General features: G+C 61.8%; 19 protein-coding genes and 1 riboswitch. Of the genes, 15 read left to right on the top strand and 4 right to left on the bottom strand.

Annotated elements, in window-relative coordinates:
- Positions 1-69: 69 nt before the first annotated feature.
- From SKZ59_RS26325 to SKZ59_RS26270, 12 genes are all read left to right on the top strand, one after another.
- Positions 70-810 carry a Crp/Fnr family transcriptional regulator gene (locus tag SKZ59_RS26325; protein ID WP_319993413.1) on the top strand — a complete coding sequence of 247 codons (741 nt, stop codon included), beginning with the start codon at positions 70-72 and terminating at the stop codon, positions 808-810.
- A gap of 45 nt (positions 811-855) precedes the next feature.
- Positions 856-2,760 carry an ATP-binding protein gene (locus SKZ59_RS26320; RefSeq protein WP_254798660.1) on the top strand — a complete coding sequence of 635 codons (1,905 nt, stop codon included), beginning with the start codon at positions 856-858 and terminating at the stop codon, positions 2,758-2,760.
- Positions 2,761-2,788: 28 nt separating this feature from the next.
- Complete coding sequence (locus SKZ59_RS26315; RefSeq protein ID WP_034749183.1) at positions 2,789-3,595, top strand: response regulator; 807 nt, start codon at positions 2,789-2,791, stop codon at positions 3,593-3,595.
- A gap of 38 nt (positions 3,596-3,633) precedes the next feature.
- A complete protein-coding gene (locus SKZ59_RS26310) occupies positions 3,634-3,891 on the top strand; it encodes a hypothetical protein (protein WP_319993412.1) in 258 nt (85 codons plus the stop codon).
- Between the two features lie 83 nt (positions 3,892-3,974).
- A riboswitch (TPP riboswitch) is annotated at positions 3,975-4,090 on the top strand.
- Positions 4,091-4,169: 79 nt separating this feature from the next.
- On the top strand, positions 4,170-6,083 hold the full coding sequence (gene thiC, locus SKZ59_RS26305) for a phosphomethylpyrimidine synthase ThiC (protein ID WP_319993411.1): 1,914 nt from the start codon (positions 4,170-4,172) through the stop codon (positions 6,081-6,083).
- Positions 6,084-6,094: 11 nt separating this feature from the next.
- Entirely contained in the window at positions 6,095-6,307 is a 213-nt protein-coding gene (gene thiS, locus SKZ59_RS26300; RefSeq protein ID WP_319993410.1) for a sulfur carrier protein ThiS, read from the top strand.
- A gap of 15 nt (positions 6,308-6,322) precedes the next feature.
- A complete protein-coding gene (locus SKZ59_RS26295; protein WP_319993409.1) occupies positions 6,323-7,114 on the top strand; it encodes a thiazole synthase in 792 nt (263 codons plus the stop codon).
- 8 nt (positions 7,115-7,122) lie between these two features.
- Positions 7,123-7,878, top strand: coding sequence for a bifunctional hydroxymethylpyrimidine kinase/phosphomethylpyrimidine kinase (gene thiD, locus SKZ59_RS26290; RefSeq protein WP_219330001.1), 756 nt, complete (start codon positions 7,123-7,125; stop codon positions 7,876-7,878).
- Positions 7,879-7,888: 10 nt separating this feature from the next.
- Positions 7,889-8,500: a thiamine phosphate synthase gene (thiE, locus tag SKZ59_RS26285; RefSeq protein WP_319993408.1), complete on the top strand. Its 612-nt coding sequence runs from the start codon at positions 7,889-7,891 to the stop codon at positions 8,498-8,500.
- A 78-nt stretch (positions 8,501-8,578) separates the two neighbouring features.
- The gene (locus tag SKZ59_RS26280; protein ID WP_034749164.1) at positions 8,579-9,211 is read left to right on the top strand and encodes an ANTAR domain-containing response regulator; all 633 of its coding nucleotides are present in this window, start codon (positions 8,579-8,581) and stop codon (positions 9,209-9,211) included.
- Between the two features lie 86 nt (positions 9,212-9,297).
- The gene (locus SKZ59_RS26275) at positions 9,298-10,404 is read left to right on the top strand and encodes an S-(hydroxymethyl)glutathione dehydrogenase/class III alcohol dehydrogenase (protein ID WP_319993407.1); all 1,107 of its coding nucleotides are present in this window, start codon (positions 9,298-9,300) and stop codon (positions 10,402-10,404) included.
- Positions 10,405-10,588: 184 nt separating this feature from the next.
- Positions 10,589-11,443 carry a hypothetical protein gene (locus tag SKZ59_RS26270; RefSeq protein WP_319993406.1) on the top strand — a complete coding sequence of 285 codons (855 nt, stop codon included), beginning with the start codon at positions 10,589-10,591 and terminating at the stop codon, positions 11,441-11,443.
- Here SKZ59_RS26270 and SKZ59_RS26265 read toward each other — a convergent pair.
- Entirely contained in the window at positions 11,440-11,715 is a 276-nt protein-coding gene (locus tag SKZ59_RS26265; RefSeq protein ID WP_319993405.1) for a hypothetical protein, read from the bottom strand. The genes SKZ59_RS26270 and SKZ59_RS26265 overlap by 4 nt on opposite strands.
- A 108-nt stretch (positions 11,716-11,823) precedes the next feature.
- On the opposite strand from SKZ59_RS26265, the gene SKZ59_RS26260 reads away from it, so the two are divergent.
- Entirely contained in the window at positions 11,824-14,127 is a 2,304-nt protein-coding gene (locus SKZ59_RS26260; protein WP_319993404.1) for a UvrD-helicase domain-containing protein, read from the top strand.
- 152 nt (positions 14,128-14,279) lie between these two features.
- Here SKZ59_RS26260 and SKZ59_RS26255 read toward each other — a convergent pair whose 3' ends face one another.
- From SKZ59_RS26255 to SKZ59_RS26245, 3 genes are all read right to left on the bottom strand, one after another.
- Positions 14,280-15,071, bottom strand: a complete 792-nt coding sequence (locus SKZ59_RS26255) for a BPSS1780 family membrane protein (RefSeq protein WP_319993403.1) — start codon at positions 15,069-15,071, stop codon at positions 14,280-14,282.
- 2 nt (positions 15,072-15,073) lie between these two features.
- The gene (locus tag SKZ59_RS26250; protein WP_070305787.1) at positions 15,074-16,030 is read right to left on the bottom strand and encodes a homoserine kinase; all 957 of its coding nucleotides are present in this window, start codon (positions 16,028-16,030) and stop codon (positions 15,074-15,076) included.
- An 83-nt stretch (positions 16,031-16,113) separates the two neighbouring features.
- Entirely contained in the window at positions 16,114-16,509 is a 396-nt protein-coding gene (locus tag SKZ59_RS26245; RefSeq protein WP_034749142.1) for a hypothetical protein, read from the bottom strand.
- Positions 16,510-16,800: 291 nt separating this feature from the next.
- On the opposite strand from SKZ59_RS26245, the gene polA reads away from it, so the two are divergent.
- Positions 16,801-19,563: a DNA polymerase I gene (gene polA, locus SKZ59_RS26240; protein ID WP_319993402.1), complete on the top strand. Its 2,763-nt coding sequence runs from the start codon at positions 16,801-16,803 to the stop codon at positions 19,561-19,563.
- Between the two features lie 91 nt (positions 19,564-19,654).
- Complete coding sequence (locus tag SKZ59_RS26235) at positions 19,655-20,539, top strand: dienelactone hydrolase family protein (RefSeq protein ID WP_319993401.1); 885 nt, start codon at positions 19,655-19,657, stop codon at positions 20,537-20,539.
- Positions 20,540-20,556: the final 17 nt, after the last annotated feature.

The following is a 20,556-nucleotide window of genomic DNA, read 5'->3' as shown; positions in this document are numbered from 1 at the left end:
ATGGCGCCCCTCGTTCGGACGCCTTTCATCGATCCCCTAGCTGACGACTGGAAAACAGGAAACCTGCCCATGTCGAGTCCGCATGCCCAGCTGCACAACCCGAATCAAAACCATTTGCTCGCCGCCATGCTCGACGCTGATTTCGCGCGCCTGGCCCCTCACCTGGAGCAAGTGCCGATGCTGCTCGGTGACGTGATCTACGATTCGGGCGACAAGCTGCAGCATGTGTATTTCCCCACCACGGCCATCGTTTCCATTCACTACCTGCTGGAAAACGGCGGCTCGTCGGAAATTGCCGGCGTCGGCAATGAGGGTGTCGTGGGCGTGTCGCTGTTCATGGGCGGCAATTCGACGCCGAGCCGCGCCGTCGTGCAGACGGGCGGCGTCGGCTACCGGCTGAAGGCGCATTTGCTGATGGAGGAATTCGACCGCGCCGGTCCCGTCATGCGCTTGCTGCTGCGCTATACGCAAGCGCTGATCACGCAAATGTCGCAGACGGCCGTGTGCAACCGCCACCATACGGTGGAACAGCAGCTGTGCCGCTGGCTGCTGCTGACCATGGACCGCCTGCCGAACCGCGAGTTGACGATGACACAGGAGTTGATTGCCAACATGCTGGGCGTGCGCCGCGAAGGCGTGACGGAAGCGGCCGGGCGTTTGCAGACGCGGGGCTTCATCAGCTACCGACGTGGCCATATTTCCGTGCTGGACCGCGCCGGTCTCGAAGGCCATGTGTGCGAATGCTATGGCGTGGTGAAGAAGGAATTCACGCGCCTGCTGTCGGACGTGCGCCAGCGCCAGGCGCTTTGAACACCGCATCCTCTCTTTTATCGTTGTCACAGCCCGGGCTATCCCATGCAATCTGTTGAAAACATTCCCCCGCGCGCACCGTCGCGCTGGCCCATGGCGCTGGCGTTTTCGTTCAGCGCCATCGTGCTGCTGGCCATCGGCCTGCTGGCCTGGCGCGCGCCGTTCGAAACGGCCTGCGTCATCGACGCGCTGGTCTTCTTGCTGCTGATGCTGCTCGTGGCGCTGTACCGCCGCACCCTGGCGGCCAGCCTGCCGCGCCAGTTGCTCAAGGCGGGCGCCTTGCAGGATGCGATTTTCAACAGCGCCAATTTCTCGTGCATCGCCACCGATGCGCAGGGCGTGATCCAGATTTTCAATGTGGGCGCAGAACGCATGCTCGGCTATGCGGCGAGCGACGTGGTCGACAAGCTGACGCCGGCCGGTATTTCTGATGCGCAGGAAATCGTTGCGCGCGCCGCCGCCCTCAGTGCCGAACTCGACACCGTCATCACGCCTGGCGTGGAAGCGCTCGTGTTCAAGGCCACGCGCGGCATCGAAGACATCTATGAACTGACCTACATCCGCAAGGATGGCAGCCGTTTCCCCGCCATCGTCTCCGTGACGGCCTTGCGCGATGCGCAAAGCAAGGTCATCGGTTACTTGCTGATCGGCACGGACAACACGGCTCGCAAGCAGGTCGAGGCGGAACAGGCCTTGCTGGACCAGCGCCTGCAGGAGCAGCAGGCGTACACACGCTCGCTGGTCGAGACCAACAATGCGGAGTTGAAGAAGGCGCGCCAGGTGGCGGAAAAGGCCAACCGCGCCAAGTCCGAATTCCTGTCGAGCATGAGCCATGAATTGCGCACGCCGCTGAATGCCGTGCTGGGCTTTGCACAGCTGATGGCGTCCGACGTGCCGCCGCCCACCGTGCCGCAGCAGCGCTCGATCGAACAAATCCTCAAGGGTGGCTGGTATCTGCTGCGCCTGATCAATGAAATCCTCGACCTGGCCATGATCGAATCGGGCAAGGTCACCTTGTCGCAGGAAGCGATGTCGCTGCTCGACGTGCTGCAGGATTGCCAGGCGATGATCGCGCCGCAGGCGGAAAAGCGCGGCATCCGCATGCATTTCCCCCGCTGCGGCCAGGCATTTTATGTGCATGCGGACCGCACGCGCGTGAAACAGGTGATGGTCAACCTGCTGTCGAACGCCATCAAGTACAACCAGGGCGGCGGCGCCGTCACCGTCGAATGCAGCCGGCATGGCGAGCGTGTGCGCGTGAGCGTGCGCGACAGCGGCGCCGGTCTCGATGCGGGCCAGGTGGCCCAGCTGTTCCAGCCCTTCAACCGCCTGGGCCAGGAAAACAGCACGGAAGAGGGCACGGGTATCGGCCTCGTCGTCACCAAGCAATTGGTCGAATTGATGGGCGGCACTATCGGCGTCGACAGCACGGTCGGCGTGGGCACCACGTTCTGGTTCGAGCTGGCCGCCAGCAGTGCGCCGGCCCTGGTGCTGGGCGATGGCGACGCGCTGCCGCAGGTGCAGGAGCCGCAGGAAAGCCAGCGCACCTTGCTGTACGTGGAAGACAATCCCGCCAACCTGGCGCTGGTGGAGCAATTGATCGCGCGCCGCAGCGATTTGAAACTGCTCACGGCCATCGATGCGCACCTGGGCATCGACCTGGCGCGCACGTATCAGCCGGACGTGATCCTGATGGACATCAACTTGCCCGGCATCAGCGGCTTTGGCGCCCTGCATATCCTGCATGACGACCCGCTCACGAGCCATATTCCCGTGATGGCCCTGTCGGCCAACGCCGTGCCGCGCGACATCGAGAAGGGCCTGGAAGCGGGCTTCTTCCGCTACCTGACCAAGCCGATCAAGGTCGTCGAATTCATGGATGCGCTCGACGTGGCCCTGCACCATGCGGCCGCGCACGGCCTGGCCGACGACATTCACGCAATACGCTAATTCAGCATTTATTTTTAGGAATACCGCCATGCTTCAAGCCACCGAGATCCTGAACGCCAGCATCCTCATCGTCGATGACCAGGAGGCGAACGTCATGCTGCTGGAACAGGTGCTGCGCAATGCCGGCTATACGCGCATCACGTCCACCATGGACCCGCAAGCCGTGCGCGCGCTGCACCAGCAGCACCGCTACGACCTGATCCTGCTCGACTTGCAGATGCCGGAAATGGATGGCTTCGAAGTCATGGAAGGCTTGCGCGACATCGAGGCGGGCAGCTATCTGCCCGTGCTGGTGATCACGGCCCAGCCCGGCCACAAACTGCGCGCGCTGCAGGCTGGCGCCAAGGACTTCGTCAGCAAACCGTTCGACCTGGTGGAAGTGAAAACGCGCATCCACAACATGCTGGAAGTGCGCCTGCTGTACCAGAAGCTGGCCGAATACAATAAGTCGCTCGAGCAGATGGTGGAAGAACGCACGGCGGAGCTGCGCGAAAGCGAAGCGCGCTTCCAGCGTTTCACGGAACTGTCATCCGACTGGTACTGGGAACAGGATGCGCAGGGCAACCTGACGCGCTTTTCCGGCCCCGTGGCTGAAATGCTGGGCATCGGCAGCGAGCAGGAGCCGCAGCGCTGGAATGCCACCGAGCGCGCCTTGCTCGACGCAAAAATTGCCGCGCGCGAACCGTTTCTCGATTTCATCTACAGCCGCGCCAATCTCGACGGCAGCACGCAGTACCTGCAAGTGAGCGGCGAACCGATGTTCGACAATGGCAGCCGCTTCATCGGCTACCGCGGCATCGGCCTCGATGTCACGGAGCGCCATCGCATTGCCTGATTTATACTGGGTGCTATCGATACTGACCAGGAAAAATCATGACTGACAAATCAAGGCCGCAATACTGGTTCCCCGCCAAGACCTATGGCTGGGGCTGGGGCTTGCCCATCACGTGGCAGGGTTGGCTGGTGTTCCTGGCCGCGCTGGCGCTGTTCGCCTGCGGCGCTTTTCTGTTCCCGCCGCAGACCATGCTGGTCGGCTACATCGTCTATGAAGTGGCCATCGTTGCCGTGCTCATTTTCATCTGCCAGCTGAAGGGCGAACCGACCAGCTGGCGCTGGGGCAAGAAGAAGTAGAGCGATGTACAAAGACGACACCTGCAAGAAATCATCTGGCCGCGCGGCGTGAACCGCGTATAATTGGCTCGCTGCCGCAAGGCGGCAAACGCTAGGGGTCCTGCCTTTCGCTGTGGAAACACAGTGCAAGCGCGGGTGAGAAATACCCTCCGAACCTGATCTGGATAATGCCAGCGAAGGGAAGCTTTAGGATGAACGCACCCCGCCTTTCCGCGTGCGTGATTCCGAACCTCCTTAGCTGGCTCCAGGCTTAAAAATAGTCTAGCCAAGGAGCCAAAATGAACGCCAACCCGAAATTCCTCTCCGCCACCGCCACGGTCGACGAAGCCGCCATCGCTCCGCTGCCCAATTCGCGCAAGATCTATGTTGAAGGCAGCCGCCCCGACATCCGCGTGCCCATGCGCGAGATCAGCCAGTCCGACACGGAAGCGTCGTTCGGCGGCGAAAAGAATCCGCCGATCTACGTCTACGACACTTCCGGCCCGTACACGGACCCGGACGTGCAGATCGACATCCGCTCGGGCCTCGATACGCCGCGCCTGCCGTGGATCGTCGAACGTGCCGATACGGAAGAATTGCCGGGCCCGACCTCCGACTACGGCATCGCCCGCCTGGCGGACCCGAAGCTGGCCGAACTGCGTTTCAACCTGCACCGCAAGCCGCGCCGCGCCATCGCCGGCAAGAACGTGACGCAAATGCATTACGCGCGCCAGGGCATCATCACGCCGGAAATGGAATTCGTGGCCATCCGCGAAAACATGCGCCGCCAGGAATATTTGCGTGAGCTGAAAGCGTCCGGTCCCATGGGCGAGCGCCTGGCCGACCTGATGGGCCGCCAGCATCCGGGCCAGTCGTTTGGCGCCAGCATCCCGGCCGAGATCACGCCGGAATTCGTGCGCGAGGAAATTGCCCGCGGCCGCGCCATCATCCCCGCCAACATCAACCATCCGGAAGTCGAGCCGATGATTATCGGCCGCAATTTCCTCGTGAAAATCAACGCGAATATCGGCAACTCGGCCGTCACCTCGTCGATCGGCGAGGAAGTGGAAAAGATGACCTGGGCCATCCGCTGGGGCGGCGATAACGTGATGGATCTGTCGACCGGCAAGCACATCCACGAGACGCGCGAATGGATCGTGCGCAACAGTCCCGTGCCGATCGGCACCGTGCCCATCTACCAGGCACTGGAAAAGGTCAATGGCAAGGCCGAAGATTTAACTTGGGAAATCTTCCGCGACACCCTGATCGAGCAGGCCGAGCAGGGCGTCGATTACTTCACCATCCACGCGGGCGTGCTGCTGCGCTACGTGCCGATGACGGCCAAGCGCTTGACGGGCATCGTGTCGCGCGGCGGCTCCATCATGGCGAAATGGTGTCTGGCACACCACCAGGAATCGTTCCTGTACACGCATTTCGAAGAGATTTGCGAAATCATGAAAGCGTACGACGTGTCGTTCTCGCTGGGCGACGGCTTGCGCCCGGGTTCCATCTACGACGCCAACGACGAGGCGCAGCTGGGCGAACTGAAAACCCTGGGTGAGCTGACGCAAGTCGCCTGGAAGCACGATGTGCAAGTGATGATCGAGGGGCCTGGCCACGTACCGATGCAGCTCATTAAAGAAAACATGGACTTGCAGCTGGAACAGTGCGGCGAAGCGCCGTTCTATACCTTGGGGCCATTGACGACCGATATCGCGCCCGGCTACGACCACATCACTTCGGGCATCGGCGCTGCCATGATCGGCTGGTATGGCACGGCCATGTTGTGCTACGTGACGCCGAAGGAACACCTGGGCCTGCCCAACAAGGCGGACGTCAAGGACGGCATCATTACCTACAAGATTGCGGCGCACGCGGCCGACCTGGCCAAGGGCCATCCGGGCGCGCAAATCCGCGACAACGCGCTGTCGAAAGCCCGCTTTGAATTCCGCTGGGATGACCAGTTCAACATCGGCCTGGACCCGGACAAGGCGCGTGAATTCCACGATGAAACCCTACCCAAGGATTCAGCCAAGGTGGCGCATTTCTGCTCCATGTGCGGCCCCCATTTCTGCTCGATGAAGATCACGCAGGAAGTGCGCGAATACGCGGCCGGCATGGGCATCGCGGAAGACAAGGCGCTCAAGCAGGGCATGGAAGTCAAGGCCATCGAATTCATCAAGAACGGCGCCGAGCTGTACCGCAAGGTCTGAGGGAGAGCGTGATGCCTGCATTCATCAACATCACGCTCAACGGCGCACCGTACCAGGTGCCGCCGGGGCAAACCCTGGACCAATTGATCGCCGCCCTGTCGCTGGAAAACCAGGCGCTGGCGCTGGCCGTCAACCGCAATGTCGTGCCGCGCAAGGCGTGGCAGGGGCAGGTTTTGCAAGTACAAGACCAGGTTGAAATAGTACGCGCCATCGGCGGCGGCTGAACTAAGGAAAAAGCAATGAACAGTAATAAAAACGACCTGCTGACCATTGCAGGAAAACAGTATCAATCGCGCTTGCTGGTCGGTAGCGGCAAGTACAAGGATTTACCGCAGACGCGCGAAGCGACGGATGCGGCCGAGGCGCAGATCATCACGGTGGCGATCCGGCGCGTGAATATCGGGCAAGACCCGAACGCGCCCAGCCTGCTCGACTTCGTGCCGCCCGACCAGTATACGATTTTGCCGAACACGGCTGGCTGCTACAACGCCAAGGACGCCGTCTACACCCTGCAACTGGCGCGCGAGCTTCTGGGCGGACGCAATCTGGTGAAACTGGAAGTGCTCGGTGATGAAAAGACCCTGTTCCCGCACATGCCGGAAACCTTGATCGCGGCCGAGGCGCTGGTCAAGGATGGCTTTGACGTGATGGTCTACTGCAGCGACGACCCGATCCAGGCGAAGATTCTGGAAGACATCGGCTGCGTGGCCGTCATGCCGCTCGCGTCCTTGATCGGCTCGGGCATGGGCATCTTGAATCCGTGGAACTTGTCGCTGATCATCGACCAGGCGAAAGTGCCCGTGCTCGTCGATGCTGGCGTGGGCACGGCGTCCGATGCGGCCATTGCCATGGAACTCGGCTGCGATGGCGTGCTGATGAATACGGCCATTGCTGGCGCGCGCGATCCCGTGCGCATGGCGCATGCGATGAAGCTGGCCGTGCGGGCCGGGCGCGAAGCATTTCTGGCGGGCCGCATGCCCCGTAAATTTGCCGCGTCGCCATCGTCGCCGATGGCGGGCCGCTTGGCGTGACGATGCCGATGCGCCACACTGTGCTCGTGTTTGCCGGCGCCGATCCGTCGGGTGGCGCCGGCATCGCCGCCGATATCGTGGCCATTGCGGCGCAGGGCGCGCATGCCTTGCCCGTCATCACGGCGCTGACGGTGCAGGACAACGACAGGGTCTTCGGCGTCGAGCCGGTGGCGCCGGAATTGCTGCGCCGGCAGGCGCAGGCGCTGATCGACAAGATCAGCATCGATGCCGTGAAGATCGGCATTCCCGGCAGCGCCGCGAATGCGGCCGTCATTGCGCAACTGATCGCGCAATTGCGGCTGATTCGCCCAAGCTTGCCTGTCGTGCTCGACCCCGTGCTGGCCAGCGGCCATGGCGACGTGCTGAGCCGGGACGATGCCGTGCTGGCGCTGGCGCCCTTGCTGCCGGTGACGACCGTCATCGTACCGAACGGGCCGGAAGCGCTGGCCCTCGGCGGCGCGGAATATCTGTTGGCGCAAGGCTGTGAGAACGTGCTGGTGACGGGCGGCCATGGCGAAGGCGAGATGATCGTCAACCGCTGGCTCGATGGCGCTGGCAGCGAGCGCGAGTGGCGCTGGCCGCGCTTGCCCGGCGAATTTCACGGCAGCGGCTGCACTTTGGCGTCCGCCATCGCGGCGCGCCTGGCGCAAGGCGTGCCGATGCAAGAGGCACTCGATGGCGCACAATGCTATTGCCATGCGGCCCTGGCTGGCGCGTATGCGATTGCGCCAGGCCAGCTGATGCCGCAACGATTCATTCAATAAGGGAAATATCATGCGTGGACTGTATCTGGTCACCCCGAACTGGGACGACACCGACCGCCTGCTCGACGTGAGCGAGCAAGCCTTGCAGGAAGGCGTGGCCTTCCTGCAATACCGCCACAAGAGCGCGGAAGCGGATCAGCGGCGCGAGCAGGCGGGCGCCTTGCTGGACCTGGCCCGCAAGTATGGCGTGCCTTTCATCATCAACGACTTCATCGAGCTGTGCGAAGAGCTCGACGCGGACGGCGTGCACGTGGGCGGCACGGATGCGTCCGTGGCACAGGTGCGCACGCGCCTGGGCAAGGACAAGATCGTCGGCGCTTCCTGCTATGGCGACATGGCATTGGCACGAACGGCGGAGGCGGGCGGCGCCAGCTATGTGGCCTTCGGCGGCTTTTATCCATCGCTGGTGAAAAAGTATCCGGTCACGACACCGCTCGACATCGTGCTGCAGGCGAAACGCGAGATCGCCTTGCCTTGCGTGGTGATCGGCGGCATGACGCCGGAGAACGCCGCGCCGCTGGCCGCGCGCGGTGCCGACATGGTGGCGGCCATCACTAGCGTCTATCAGGCGGAAGATGTGGATATTGCGGTGCAGCAATTCAATCAATTGTTTGCGGCATGAACAGTGGCGTGCAAGGCTGGTTTGGGCGAATAATCGGCATATAATAAGAACATCATTCATTACCGAGGTCCCCCACCCATGAGCCAGCCAGCCGCCGCGAAACGCCTTATCCTGATCGTTGACGATGACCAGCTCCTGTTGGAGTTCCTCGGCGAAGTCCTGCGCCATGCCGGCTACGAAACAGCCCTGGCCCATTCGGCCGAAGTGGCGCTGCAGCTGATCGCCCAGCGCGAGCCGGACCTGGCCTTGCTCGACATCCACATGCCGGGCATGTCCGGCCTGGAACTGGCCAAGCGCCTGCATGGCGAGACGGCCGTGCCGTTCATGTTCCTGTCCGGCAGCGGCGACAGCGAGTCGGGCAAGCAGGCGGCGGCCTACGGCGCCGTCGGCTATGTGGTGAAACCCGTCGACGAAGGCCGCTTGATGCCCGCGTTCGAAGCGGGCCTGGCCCGTGCGGACGAAATCCGCCAGCTGCGCCGCACCGAGCTGAACCTGAACGCGGCCCTGGCCGCCGGACGCGAAACGAGTTTGGCAGTCGGTTTGTTGATGGGCAAGTTTCAGACGGACCGCAACACGGCTTTCGAAGTGCTGCGCGACCATGCCCGTTCCAGCCGCCGCAAGATCAATGAAATCGCCAGCCAGCTGCTGCTGGCCGAGGAAACCCTGAACGGCTTGCACGGCGCCTTTTTGAACCGCGCGAAAACCAAGTAAGCGTTTTACTGGCGCCTGCTTTGCTATGATGTGGCGATACGGCGCCTTGGCGCGCCCGGTTCAACCATACACAGCACAGGACACACATGAAAACCAAAGCAGCGATTGCATGGAAGGCGGGCGCGCCTTTGACCATCGAGGAAGTCGACCTGGCCGGCCCGCGCGAGGGCGAGGTACTGGTCGAGATCAAGGCCACGGGCATTTGCCACACGGATTATTACACCCTGTCGGGCGCCGATCCGGAAGGCATCTTCCCGTCGATCCTGGGCCATGAAGGCGCCGGCATCGTCGTCGACATGGGGCCGGGCGTGAAAAGCCTGAAAAAGGATGACCACGTCATTCCCCTGTACACGCCGGAATGCCGCCAGTGCAAATTCTGCCTGTCGCAAAAAACCAATTTGTGCCAGTCGATCCGCTCGACCCAGGGCCGCGGCCTGATGCCGGACGCGACATCGCGCTTTTCCATCGACGGCAAGCCCATCTTCCACTACATGGGCACGTCCACGTTCTCGAATTACATCGTCGTGCCGGAAATCGCTCTGGCGAAGATCCGCGAAGACGCACCATTCGACAAGGTCTGCTACATCGGCTGCGGCGTCACCACCGGCGTGGGCGCCGTGCTGTTCACGGCCAAGGTCGAGGCGGGCGCCAACGTGGTCGTGTTCGGTCTGGGCGGCATTGGTTTGAACGTGATCCAGGCGGCCAAGATGGTCGGCGCCGACAAGATCATCGGCGTGGACATCAACCCGGCCCGCCAGGCCATCGCGCGCAAGTTCGGCATGACGCATTTCGTCAACGCCAATGAGGTGGAAAATGTGGTCGACACGATTGTGCAGCTGACGGACGGCGGCGCCGACTATTCGTTTGAATGCATCGGCAACACCACCACCATGCGCCAGTCGCTCGAGTGCTGCCACAAGGGCTGGGGCCAGTCCATCATCATCGGCGTGGCGGCAGCGGGCCAGGAAATTTCCACCCGTCCATTCCAGCTGGTGACGGGGCGCGTGTGGAAAGGTTCCGCCTTCGGCGGCGCACGGGGACGCACGGACGTGCCGAAGATCGTCGACTGGTATATGGAAGGCAAGCTCAACATCGACGACCTGATCACGCACCGCCTGAAGCTCGACGACATCAACCAGGGCTTCGACCTGATGAAGAGCGGCGAATCGATCCGCTCCGTCGTCTTGTACTAATGTAAATACGCCGTACCACGGTGTTTTGCGGGGGCTGCGGCCTCCGTTTTTTTTGCCCCGCGTTCCATCCATCGTCCGTGTTTGCCATCCAGGCAGGTCTTTTTGCAGCCTGTCGCACCGCGCTGGAGCCGTGCTCCATCCGCCGCTAAAGTCAATGCTCCACTACTTTTGCGACGAGGCAGCCATGTCCACTTCCTATCGTTTGATCCTCAGCCTGGCCGGTATCCTGCTTGGCGGCAGCGCGCTGGCCGTGCAGCCGCCGCAGCCGCCGACACCGCCTGCCCCGCCGGCCGCGCCCAGCGTGCAGGTCAGCCGTTCGATCGACAAGGGCGAAAGCTATGCGCTCGTCGACGGCGCCACGGATAGCGAGGGCGTCATCGTCGTCGACAGCGATATTCACTCGCAGCAGGTGGAAAAGCTCAAGCGCTCGATCAAAGGACCGTTCCTGTGGTTCCGCGACCAGGGGCAGGCCTATGTGCTGCAGGATGCGGCCTTGCTGGGCAAGGTGCGCACGGCATGGCAGCCTTCGAAACAGCTCGGCAAGGAGATGAGCGCGCTCGGCGATCAAATGGGCGCGCATGGCAAGGCCATGGGCGAAATGGGCCGCAAGATGGGCGCCCGCAGCCTGGAAAAAGGCAGCGCGCGCGAGTCGGAACAGCTGCGCGCGCTGGGCCGCCAGCAGCAGGAACTGGGCCGCAAGCTCGGTGACGCCTCGCGCCGCCAGGCGCTGGCGACGAGCGACACGGCGCGCCGCGCGGCCGAGCGCGACGTGGAGCGCCTGCAGCAGCAGATGGAAGATGCGCAGGAAGAGATGGAAGAGATCAACGACCGCATCGCCGACGTGCACGAGCGCGAGGCCGAGAAAGCGGAGCAGATGTCACGCCAGATGGAGCAGCGCAGCAAGCCGATGGAAGCGCTGGGCAAGCAAATGGGCGACCTGGGCCGCCAGCAGGAAAAAGTCGTCAAGATCGCCGACAAGACCACGCGCCAGGTAATCGCCCAGGCGCTCAGCGAAGGCAAGGCGAAGCTGGTGCGCTAAGCAAGATTCCAGGTGGCGGCCACGGCGCGGTATTGCGCCGGCAACTGCTCCCTGGCGTCGTCCTCGCTGGCATACACGTCATCCTGCACCGTTTCCCACTGCGCGTCGCAGCTGAAACGGTAGACGCGCGCTTCGTCTGCGTAGCGGCACACGGCCAGGCCGTGGATAGCGGTGAGGACGCCACCATGCTCATTGGTGACGTGGCCGAAGGGCTGGTCGGACCAGGCCCAGGCGAGTACGCGGGCGCCGTCGAGGTGGGTCGGTGGTGTCATGGTATACAGGCTGCGGTGTCGGGATGGCGATTGTAGCGCGCGTGGGTAAAATGCCGCGACCGCTGGACAAATGCACAGTATTTTTAGCCATGCCGGTATAATCATGGGATGCAAAATCTTCTTCACAACCTCAATCCCGAACAATTGGCTGCCGTCACCTTGCCGGCGCAGCATGCGCTGATCCTGGCAGGCGCCGGTTCAGGCAAGACCCGCGTGCTGACCACCCGCATCGCGTGGCTGATCCAGACCCAGCAGGTATCGCCGCCCGGCATCCTGGCCGTGACGTTTACCAATAAAGCCGCCAAGGAAATGCTCACGCGCCTGTCGGCCATGCTGCCGATCAATACGCGTGGCATGTGGATCGGTACCTTCCACGGCCTGTGCAACCGCTTGCTGCGCACGCACTACCGCGACGCGGCCTTGCCGCAAACGTTCCAGATCCTCGACTCGCAGGATCAATTGTCGGTGATCAAGCGCTTGTTGAAGGCAAACAACATCGATGATGAAAAATTCCCGCCGAAGACGGTGATGTATTTCATCAACAATGCCAAGGACCAGGGCTTGCGCGCCACGGATGTGGAAGCGTACGACGCGCACGAGCGCAAGATGGTCGAGCTGTACCAGTTGTACGACGACCAGTGCCAGCGCGAAGGCGTCGTCGATTTTGCGGAATTGCTGCTGCGCACGTACGAATTGCTGAGCCGCAATCAACCGCTGCGTGAACACTACCAGGCCCGTTTCCGCCATATTCTGGTGGACGAGTTTCAGGATACGAACAACTTGCAATACAACTGGCTCAAATTGCTGGCTGGCCACGGCAGCCGCGATGGCGGCGCCCTGTTTGCCGTCGGCGACGATGACCAGAGTATCTACGCGTTCCGCGGCGCCAACGTGGGCAATATGAGCGCCTTCGAGCATGAGTTCCAGGTCAAGAACTTGATCAAGCTCGAGCAGAACTACCGCTCGCATGGCCACATCCTCGACAGCGCCAACGTGCTGATCGCGAACAACAGCAAGCGCTTGGGCAAGAATCTGCGCACGGACGCGGGCCATGGCGAGCAGGTGCGCGTGTATGAAGCCAGTTCCGATCTGCAGGAAGCGCAGTGGATCATCGAAGAGGCGAAAAGCCTGATCGCCGATGGCGCTTCGCGCAGCGAAATCGCGATTTTATACCGCTCGAATGCGCAGTCGCGCGTGATCGAGCATGCGCTGTTTTCGGCCGCGATTCCGTATCACGTGTATGGCGGCCAGCGCTACTTCCAGCGCGCCGAGGTCAAGCACGCGATTGCCTATTTGCAGTTGATGGACAATCCGCACAACGATTCGGCCTTCTTGCGCGTGGTCAATTTCCCTACGCGCGGCATCGGCATGCGCTCGATCGAGCAATTGCAGGCCGCCTCGGAACAGTACGGCATTTCGCTGTACGCCTCCGTGCCGTATGTGGCGGGCAAGGCTGGCAGCGTGCTGGCCGGCTTCGTCAAGCTGATCGAAGGCGTGCGCTTTGAAACGCAGCAATTGTCTCTGCCGGAAATGGTCAGAGTGGTGCTCGAAGCGAGTACCTTGCTCCAGCATTACCAGAACGAAAAAGAAGGCGCCGACCGCATCGAGAACTTGGAACAGATGGTCAGCGCGGCCAGCCAGTTCATTTCCGAGGAAGGTTTCGGCCAGGGCGCACCGGCCCATCTGGGGCCTGCCGCCCAGGCGCAGTCGGGCGCGCCCGTGGTCAACCAGGATGGCATCGAAATCCTCGATGCGGACGCGCCGCTGCCGGCCGTGATGTCACCGCTGTCCGCTTTCCTGTCGCACGCGTCGCTGGAAGCGGGTGACAACCAGGCGCAGGCGGGCCAGGATGCGCTGCAGATGATGACGGTGCACTCGGCCAAGGGCCTGGAATTCGACAACGTGTTCATCACGGGCCTGGAAGAGGGCCTGTTCCCGCACGAAAGCAGTTCGAAGGAAGACAATGGCGTGGAAGAGGAACGCCGGCTGATGTACGTGGCCATCACACGCGCGCGCAAGCGGCTGTACATGAGCTTTTCGCAGACGCGCATGCTGCATGGCCAGACGCGCTACAACATGAAGTCGCGCTTCTTCGACGAATTGCCGGAAGAATCGCTGAAATGGCTGTCGCCGAAGGTCCAGGCCAACTGGTTCGGTAACCGCAAGTCGGCCTGGGACGAGGCACCGCGTGTGGTCAGCCTCGGTTCGGACAATGCGATTGCGCAAAAGATCGCGCAAAAAGCCACGGGCGGCGGCTGGCGCATCGGTGAATCCGTGGCGCACGCCAGGTTCGGCGAAGGCGTGATCGTCAATATCGAAGGTGGCGGCGGCAATGCGCGCGCGCAGATCAATTTCGGACAGCACGGCATGAAGGTGCTGGATTTGGGGATTGCGAAGCTGGAACGGCTGTGACGGTAATCTGGCGCCACCGCGGGGGCTAACAATGTTGTCGGATTACGCGTGGCCTTCGGCCCCGCTAATCCGACCTACGCTGTGGCATTGCATGGCATTCGACAAAAAAAGGGCAGCCTGCGCAGGCTGCCCTTTTTTGTGCAGAGCCGAAATCAGTTGTTCTGCTTGTCCAACGACACCGTCTTGCTCTCATCGACGGGCAGGCCGAAGATCTGGCGGTAGGCGGCGTAGAACGAGCAATGCATGATGATGGTCAAGATCATCGACAGCGGCATCATCAGTTGCATCATCAGCTGCGTGCGGCCAAAGATGACGGCCAGCAACTGGCTGGTGACGATGCTGATGGCGAACCAGGTGGCGGCGAAGACGATGAAGGCCGATAGCGAACGCCAGACGGCGAAAAAGCTGAAGAACAGCGCCTTGCCCAGGCTGATACGTTGCCAGTAGATCAGCGGTGCGGCAAAGCAGAAGGCCATGGCGGCAGGCACGTACATCGCGATGGCCAGCAGGATGCCGAGGCCCAGGCGCGATTCGGGGATGGCGGCGCGTGCCGCTTCTTCCGTCAGTTGCCCGGTGACCAGTTTCCACAGCAAACCGTCGTCCACGAGGGTCGAGGCGCCGATGGCGACGATGGCCATCAGGATGTACAGCACGCCCAGGCCGAACAGGGAAGGAAAAGCGGGCTTGCGGAAGCCCGAGATCAAGAGGCTGGGCAGGACGCGCTTGCCCTGGTCGATATTCAGGCAGCCTTGCACGAAGGCGACGGAAAACACGGGGACCAGGATGACGGGCAGCAATTGGCCGAGCACGGGCACGATGCTGACGGCCAGCATGCAGAACATATAGCCGAGAAACAACATCGACATGCCGCCAGGCTGCTTGCGAAACAGGGCAAAGCCTTGTTTCACCCATTGCCAACCTGTACTTGCAGGTAATTTTTCCATTTTTAAAACAGTTCCGGAGCAGGTGTGGCAATACGTTCGCGCAGAATGCGTTCGAAATGCGTGGGGTCGTGCGGGGTCAGCATTTCCGCTTCGCGCGGCTGGTAATAATCGTACAGGCGCGACAACCAGAAACGCAGTGCGGCGGCGCGCAGCATCGGTTGCCATGCCGTTTGTTCTTCGTGCGTAAACGGGCGCACGGCCTGGTAGGCGTCGAGCAGGGCACGCACTCTTTCGGTATCGAGCACCCCCGTGGCCAGGTCCACGCACCAGTCGTTGACGGTGACGGCCACGTCGAACAGCCACGTGTCGCAGCCGGCAAAGTAAAAGTCGAAAAAGCCTGTCAGTTGCTCGCCGTCAAACATGACGTTGTTGCGGAACAAGTCGGCATGCACGGGGCCGCGCGGGATGGCTTTATAGGTATCGCAGGCAGCAAAGGCGTCCTGGAAATGGATTTCCGCGCGCAGCAAGTGCGCTTTGGCGTCGTCGAGGTGGTGCAAGACCAAGGGCGTGGTGGCGTTCCACCAGTCCAGGCCCCGCAAATTCGGCTGCTGCAGGGGGAAATCCTGCGCCGCCAGATGCATCTTCGCCAGCATGGCGCCGACGGCCGCGCAATGCACGGCTTGCGGCGCCATCTGCGAGCTGCCGTCGAGTTTGCTGACGATGGCGGCCGGCTTGCCTTGCAGGGCCGTCACCAGTTCGCCATCGGCATTGGCGATCGGCGCCGGCACCAGTACGCCCCGGTCCGCCAAATGGCGCATCAGTTGCAGATAGAACGGCAATTGCTCGAAGCTGAGGTTTTCAAAGATCGTCAGCACGTACTCGCCGCGCTCCGTGCTCAGGAAAAAATTGCTGTTTTCGATGCCGGACGCGATGCCCTTGAGCGCCAGAGGTTTGCCGAGTGGAAACTGCGTGATCCACTGGCCGATATCGTCCAGGTGTAGCGCGGTAAAAACTGCCATGGGAAAGAGGGGAATGGTCTAAAAGGTCAAAAAAAGCCGGCTGCCCCGCAGATGGCCGGGGCAGGGCAGAAGAGAGTGGCTGCTTACTTCGCTGGTGCGGGTGGTGCTGGCGCGTCCGCTGCCTCTTCATCGCGTTGTTTCTGTTTCTTCTTGCCCAGGTCAAATTCCAGCACTTTCCATTGCGGGCCGCGCAAGGCGTTGCCGTTGGCCTGGTCGCCACCGGCGGCCGGCTTCATGTAATAGGTGCTGCCGCCGCTCGTGACTTTGACTTCGGACGTCACGCCCGCTTCGCGTTTTTCGGTGATTTGCTGCTTGGCCGCCGCTGGCGCCACGGTGATCGGTGCTTCGCCCATTTCCTCGATACGTTCGAGCTGGGGTGGCGCGTCGCTCGGTTTGGCCGGCGTCTGGGCGCTGGCAATGGCCGAACATGCCAGCAGGGGCAGGGCGAGGAATGTCCAGAGTGTCGATGTACGCATCATGATGGGTTCGCTTCCATGTGTGGGACTGCAGCGCGTGCAGTGTGTAATGCCGTCAATTTATCTATAAGGCATTGTAACAAACTGGTAGGCAATGCTGTTTAAATGTGCCGAAATGGCTGGCAACGGCAGCCCGCGCGCCCGCACGGGGCCGCCAGCTTGCTAAAAACGCCGGGAACGGCAAGAGTTGCGGCCGGTGGCGCGGCCCTAAACTCTGCGATAATTGTGCGATATTCCGCCCGTCCGCTGCTGTTTCTTCCCGGCTGGCGCGGCTCACCTTATTTTATTGGCATTATGCAAAACACCCTGCTGTTAGTCGACGGTTCCAGTTACCTTTATCGTGCCTTCCATGCGCTGCCCGACTTGCGCAGCCCGGATGGCTATCCCACGGGCGCCATGCACGGCATGGTCAACATGCTGCGCCGTTTGCGCGCCGACTATCCGGCCGCCTACATCGCCTGCGTGTTCGATGCCAAAGGGAAAACTTTCCGCGACGACATGTATCCCGAATACAAGGCGACGCGCGCCTCGATGCCGGACGACCTGCGCTTGCAGATCGAACCGATCCACGAAGCCGTGCGCGCCATGGGCTGGCCTATCCTGATGGTCGACGGCGTGGAAGCGGACGACGTGATCGGTACCCTGGCCGTGCAGGCGGCAGCCGCCGGCATGAACGTGGTGGTGTCGACTGGCGACAAGGACCTGGCGCAGCTGGTCAACAGCCAGGTGACCCTGATCAATACCATGAGCAATGAGAAGCTCGACGAAGCGGCCGTGCTGGTCAAATTCGGCGTGCCGCCGAACCGCATCATCGATTATCTGTCGCTGATCGGCGATACGGTCGACAACGTGCCGGGCGTCTCGAAGTGCGGCCCGAAGACAGCCGTCAAATGGCTGACCTTGTACGACAGCCTGGAAGGCGTGATGGAAAACGCGGCCAGTGTGGGTGGCGCCGTGGGAGAAAACCTGCGCACGGCCCTGCCATGGCTGCCGCAAGCGCGCGCCTTGATCACCGTCAAGACCGATTGCGATTTGTCCGGGCACATGACAACGATCGCCGATTCGCTGGTGGCGAAACACGAAGACAAGGAAGCGCTGCTGGCCTTCTTCAACCGCTATGGCTTCAAGGCCCTGCTGCGCGAACTGGGCGCGGCGCCGCCGCCGATGTCGCCGGTCGGTGCGCCTGTCGCCGCCGGTAGTGTTGCCAGCAATACGACGGGCGACATGTTCGCCGATGCCTCGCCGGCAGTCGAGGCCGTGTATGAAACCGTCTTGACGGACGAACAGCTCGATAAATGGATCGCCCTGATCGATGCGGCGCCCCTGACGGCTGTCGACACGGAAACTACGTCGCTGGAACCGATGACGGCGCAAATGGTCGGCATTTCCCTGTCCGTTGCCGAACACAGCGCCTGCTACATCCCGCTGGCCCACGATTACGCGGGCGCGCCGGAACAGTTGACGCGCGAACACGTGCTGGCGAAACTGCGCCCGTGGCTGGAAGATGCCAACAAGCCCAAGCTGGGCCAGAACCTGAAATACGACAGCCACATCTTCGCCAACCACGGCGTGACCCTGCGCGGCATCGCTCACGATACTTTGCTCGAATCGTATGTGTTCGAATCGCACAAGAAGCACGACATGGACAGCCTGGCCCTGCGCCACCTGAACTACACGACGATCCCGTTCGAGGACGTGTGCGGCAAGGGCGCCAAGCAGATCACCTTCAACCAGGTGGAAGTGGAGCAGGCGGCGAAATACGCGGCCGAAGATGCCGACGTCACCTTGCGTTTGCACAATGCCATGTGGGGCAATGTGGCGGGCGATGACAAGCTGACCTTCATCTATGAAAAGATCGAGATGCCGACGGCCGTGGTCTTGCAAAAGATCGAGCGCAACGGCGTGCTGATCGATGATGAACTGCTCAACATCCAGTCGGCCGAGCTGGCCGTGAAAATCCTCGAGCTGGAAAAGAAGGCGTATGAACTGGCCGAGCAGCCGTTCAACCTCGGTTCGCCCAAGCAGATCGGCGAGATTTTCTTTGAAAAGCTGAAACTGCCGGTGGTCAAGAAAACCCCGACGGGCGCGCCTTCGACGGATGAAGAAGTCTTGCAAAAGCTGGCCGAGGATTATCCATTGCCCAAAGTGCTGCTTGAATACCGCGGCATGGCCAAGCTGAAGTCGACCTACACGGACAAATTGCCGAAGATGATCAACGTCACGACGGGCAGGGTGCATACGAACTATGCGCAAGCCGTGGCCGTGACGGGGCGATTGGCATCGAACGACCCGAACTTGCAGAATATTCCCATCCGTAGCGCGGAAGGCCGCCGCATCCGGGAAGCCTTTATTGCGCCGCCCGGCAGCCACATCGTCTCGGCCGACTATTCGCAAATTGAATTGCGCATCATGGCGCATATCTCGGGCGACGAAGCCATGCTGCGCGCGTTTGCCGACGGCATCGACATTCACCGCGCCACGGCCGCCGAGATCTTTGGCGTGCCAGCTGCGGAAGTGCAGAGCGAACAGCGCCGCTACGCCAAGGTCATCAACTTCGGCCTGATCTACGGCATGAGCGCATTCGGCCTGGCCGGTAACCTGGGCGTGGACCGTACGGCCGCGCAAAGCTATATCGACCGTTACTTCGCCCGTTTTTCCGGCGTGAAACAGTACATGGAAGACACGCGCCAGCAAGCAAAGGCGCGCGGCTACGTGGAAACCGTGTTCGGCCGCCGTTTGTGGCTGCCGGAAATCAATTCGCCAAACGGCCCGCGCCGCCAGGGTGCGGAACGTGCGGCGATCAACGCGCCGATGCAGGGCACGGCCGCCGACCTGATCAAGCTGGCCATGATCGCCGTGCAAGGCTGGCTGGAAACGGACAATTTGCAGACGAAGATGATCATGCAGGTGCACGATGAACTGGTGCTGGAAGTGCCGGACGCCGAGCTCGAGCTGGTCAAGCGCAAGCTGCCGGAACTGATGGCCAGTGTGGCCGCGCTGAAGGTGCCGCTGACGGCGGAAGTGGGCGTCGGTAAAAATTGGGACGAAGCGCATTAACAATGTGACATAGCAGCAATGACCGTAGGTCGGCTTAGCGCGCAGCGCGTAAGCCGACATTTTTTGTCAACACATCTTTCAGGAGAAACGCATGAGCGACATGATCACCGATTGTGAAAGTTTGCTGGGCCAGAGCAGCTTGTCCGGGCCGGACGGCCGGCGTGGTTTCCTGAAGGTGGCGCTGGGCACGGGCTTTGCCGTGGCCGTGCTGCCCGTGGCGGCGCAAAACATCATCAAGACGGATTCCGCCGGGCTTGTCACGGGCAGCATGTCGGTGATGGTCGATGGCCAGGCCGTGCCCGTGTATGCGGCCCAGCCGGAGGGTAAGACGGGTTTGCCCGTGGTACTGGTCATTTCGGAAATTTTTGGCGTGCATGAACATATCGCCGACATGGCGCGCCGTTTCGCCAAGCAGGGCTACCTGGCGCTGGCGCCCGATCTGTTCGTGCGCCAGGGCGACCCGACCAAAGTGGGCAGCATCCCGGAGTTGATGAAAGGCATTATCGCCAAGACCCCGGACGCGCAAGTGATGACGGACCTCGATGCGGTGGTGGCGTGGGCGAAACAAAATGGCGGCGACACGAGTCGCCTGGGCATCACGGGTTTCTGCTGGGGCGGGCGCATCACGTGGCTGTATGCGGCGCACAATCCGGCCGTCAAGGCGGGCGTGGCCTGGTATGGCCGCCTCGTGGGCGAGCCCAATCCCTTGCAGCCGAGCAACCCCATCGATATCGCCGCCACCTTGAAGGTCCCCGTGCTGGGCTTGTATGGCGGCAAGGATACGGGTATCAGCCAGGAATCGATCGCGAAGATGAAGGAGGCGCTGGCCAAGGGCGGCAACAAATCGGAGTTTGTCGTGTACCCCGATGCGGGCCACGCCTTCAATGCCGATTACCGTCCCAGCTACGTGGCGGCCGATGCGAAAGACGGCTATGCGCTCTGCCTTGCCTGGTTCAAGCAGCACGGCGTGGCGTGATGCCGCAACAGAAAAAC

Source organism: Janthinobacterium sp. GMG2, assembly GCF_033949445.1.
GTDB classification, from domain to species: Bacteria; Pseudomonadota; Gammaproteobacteria; order Burkholderiales; family Burkholderiaceae_D; genus Janthinobacterium; species Janthinobacterium aestuarii.
This window is presented reverse-complemented; position numbering and strand designations above follow the sequence as displayed.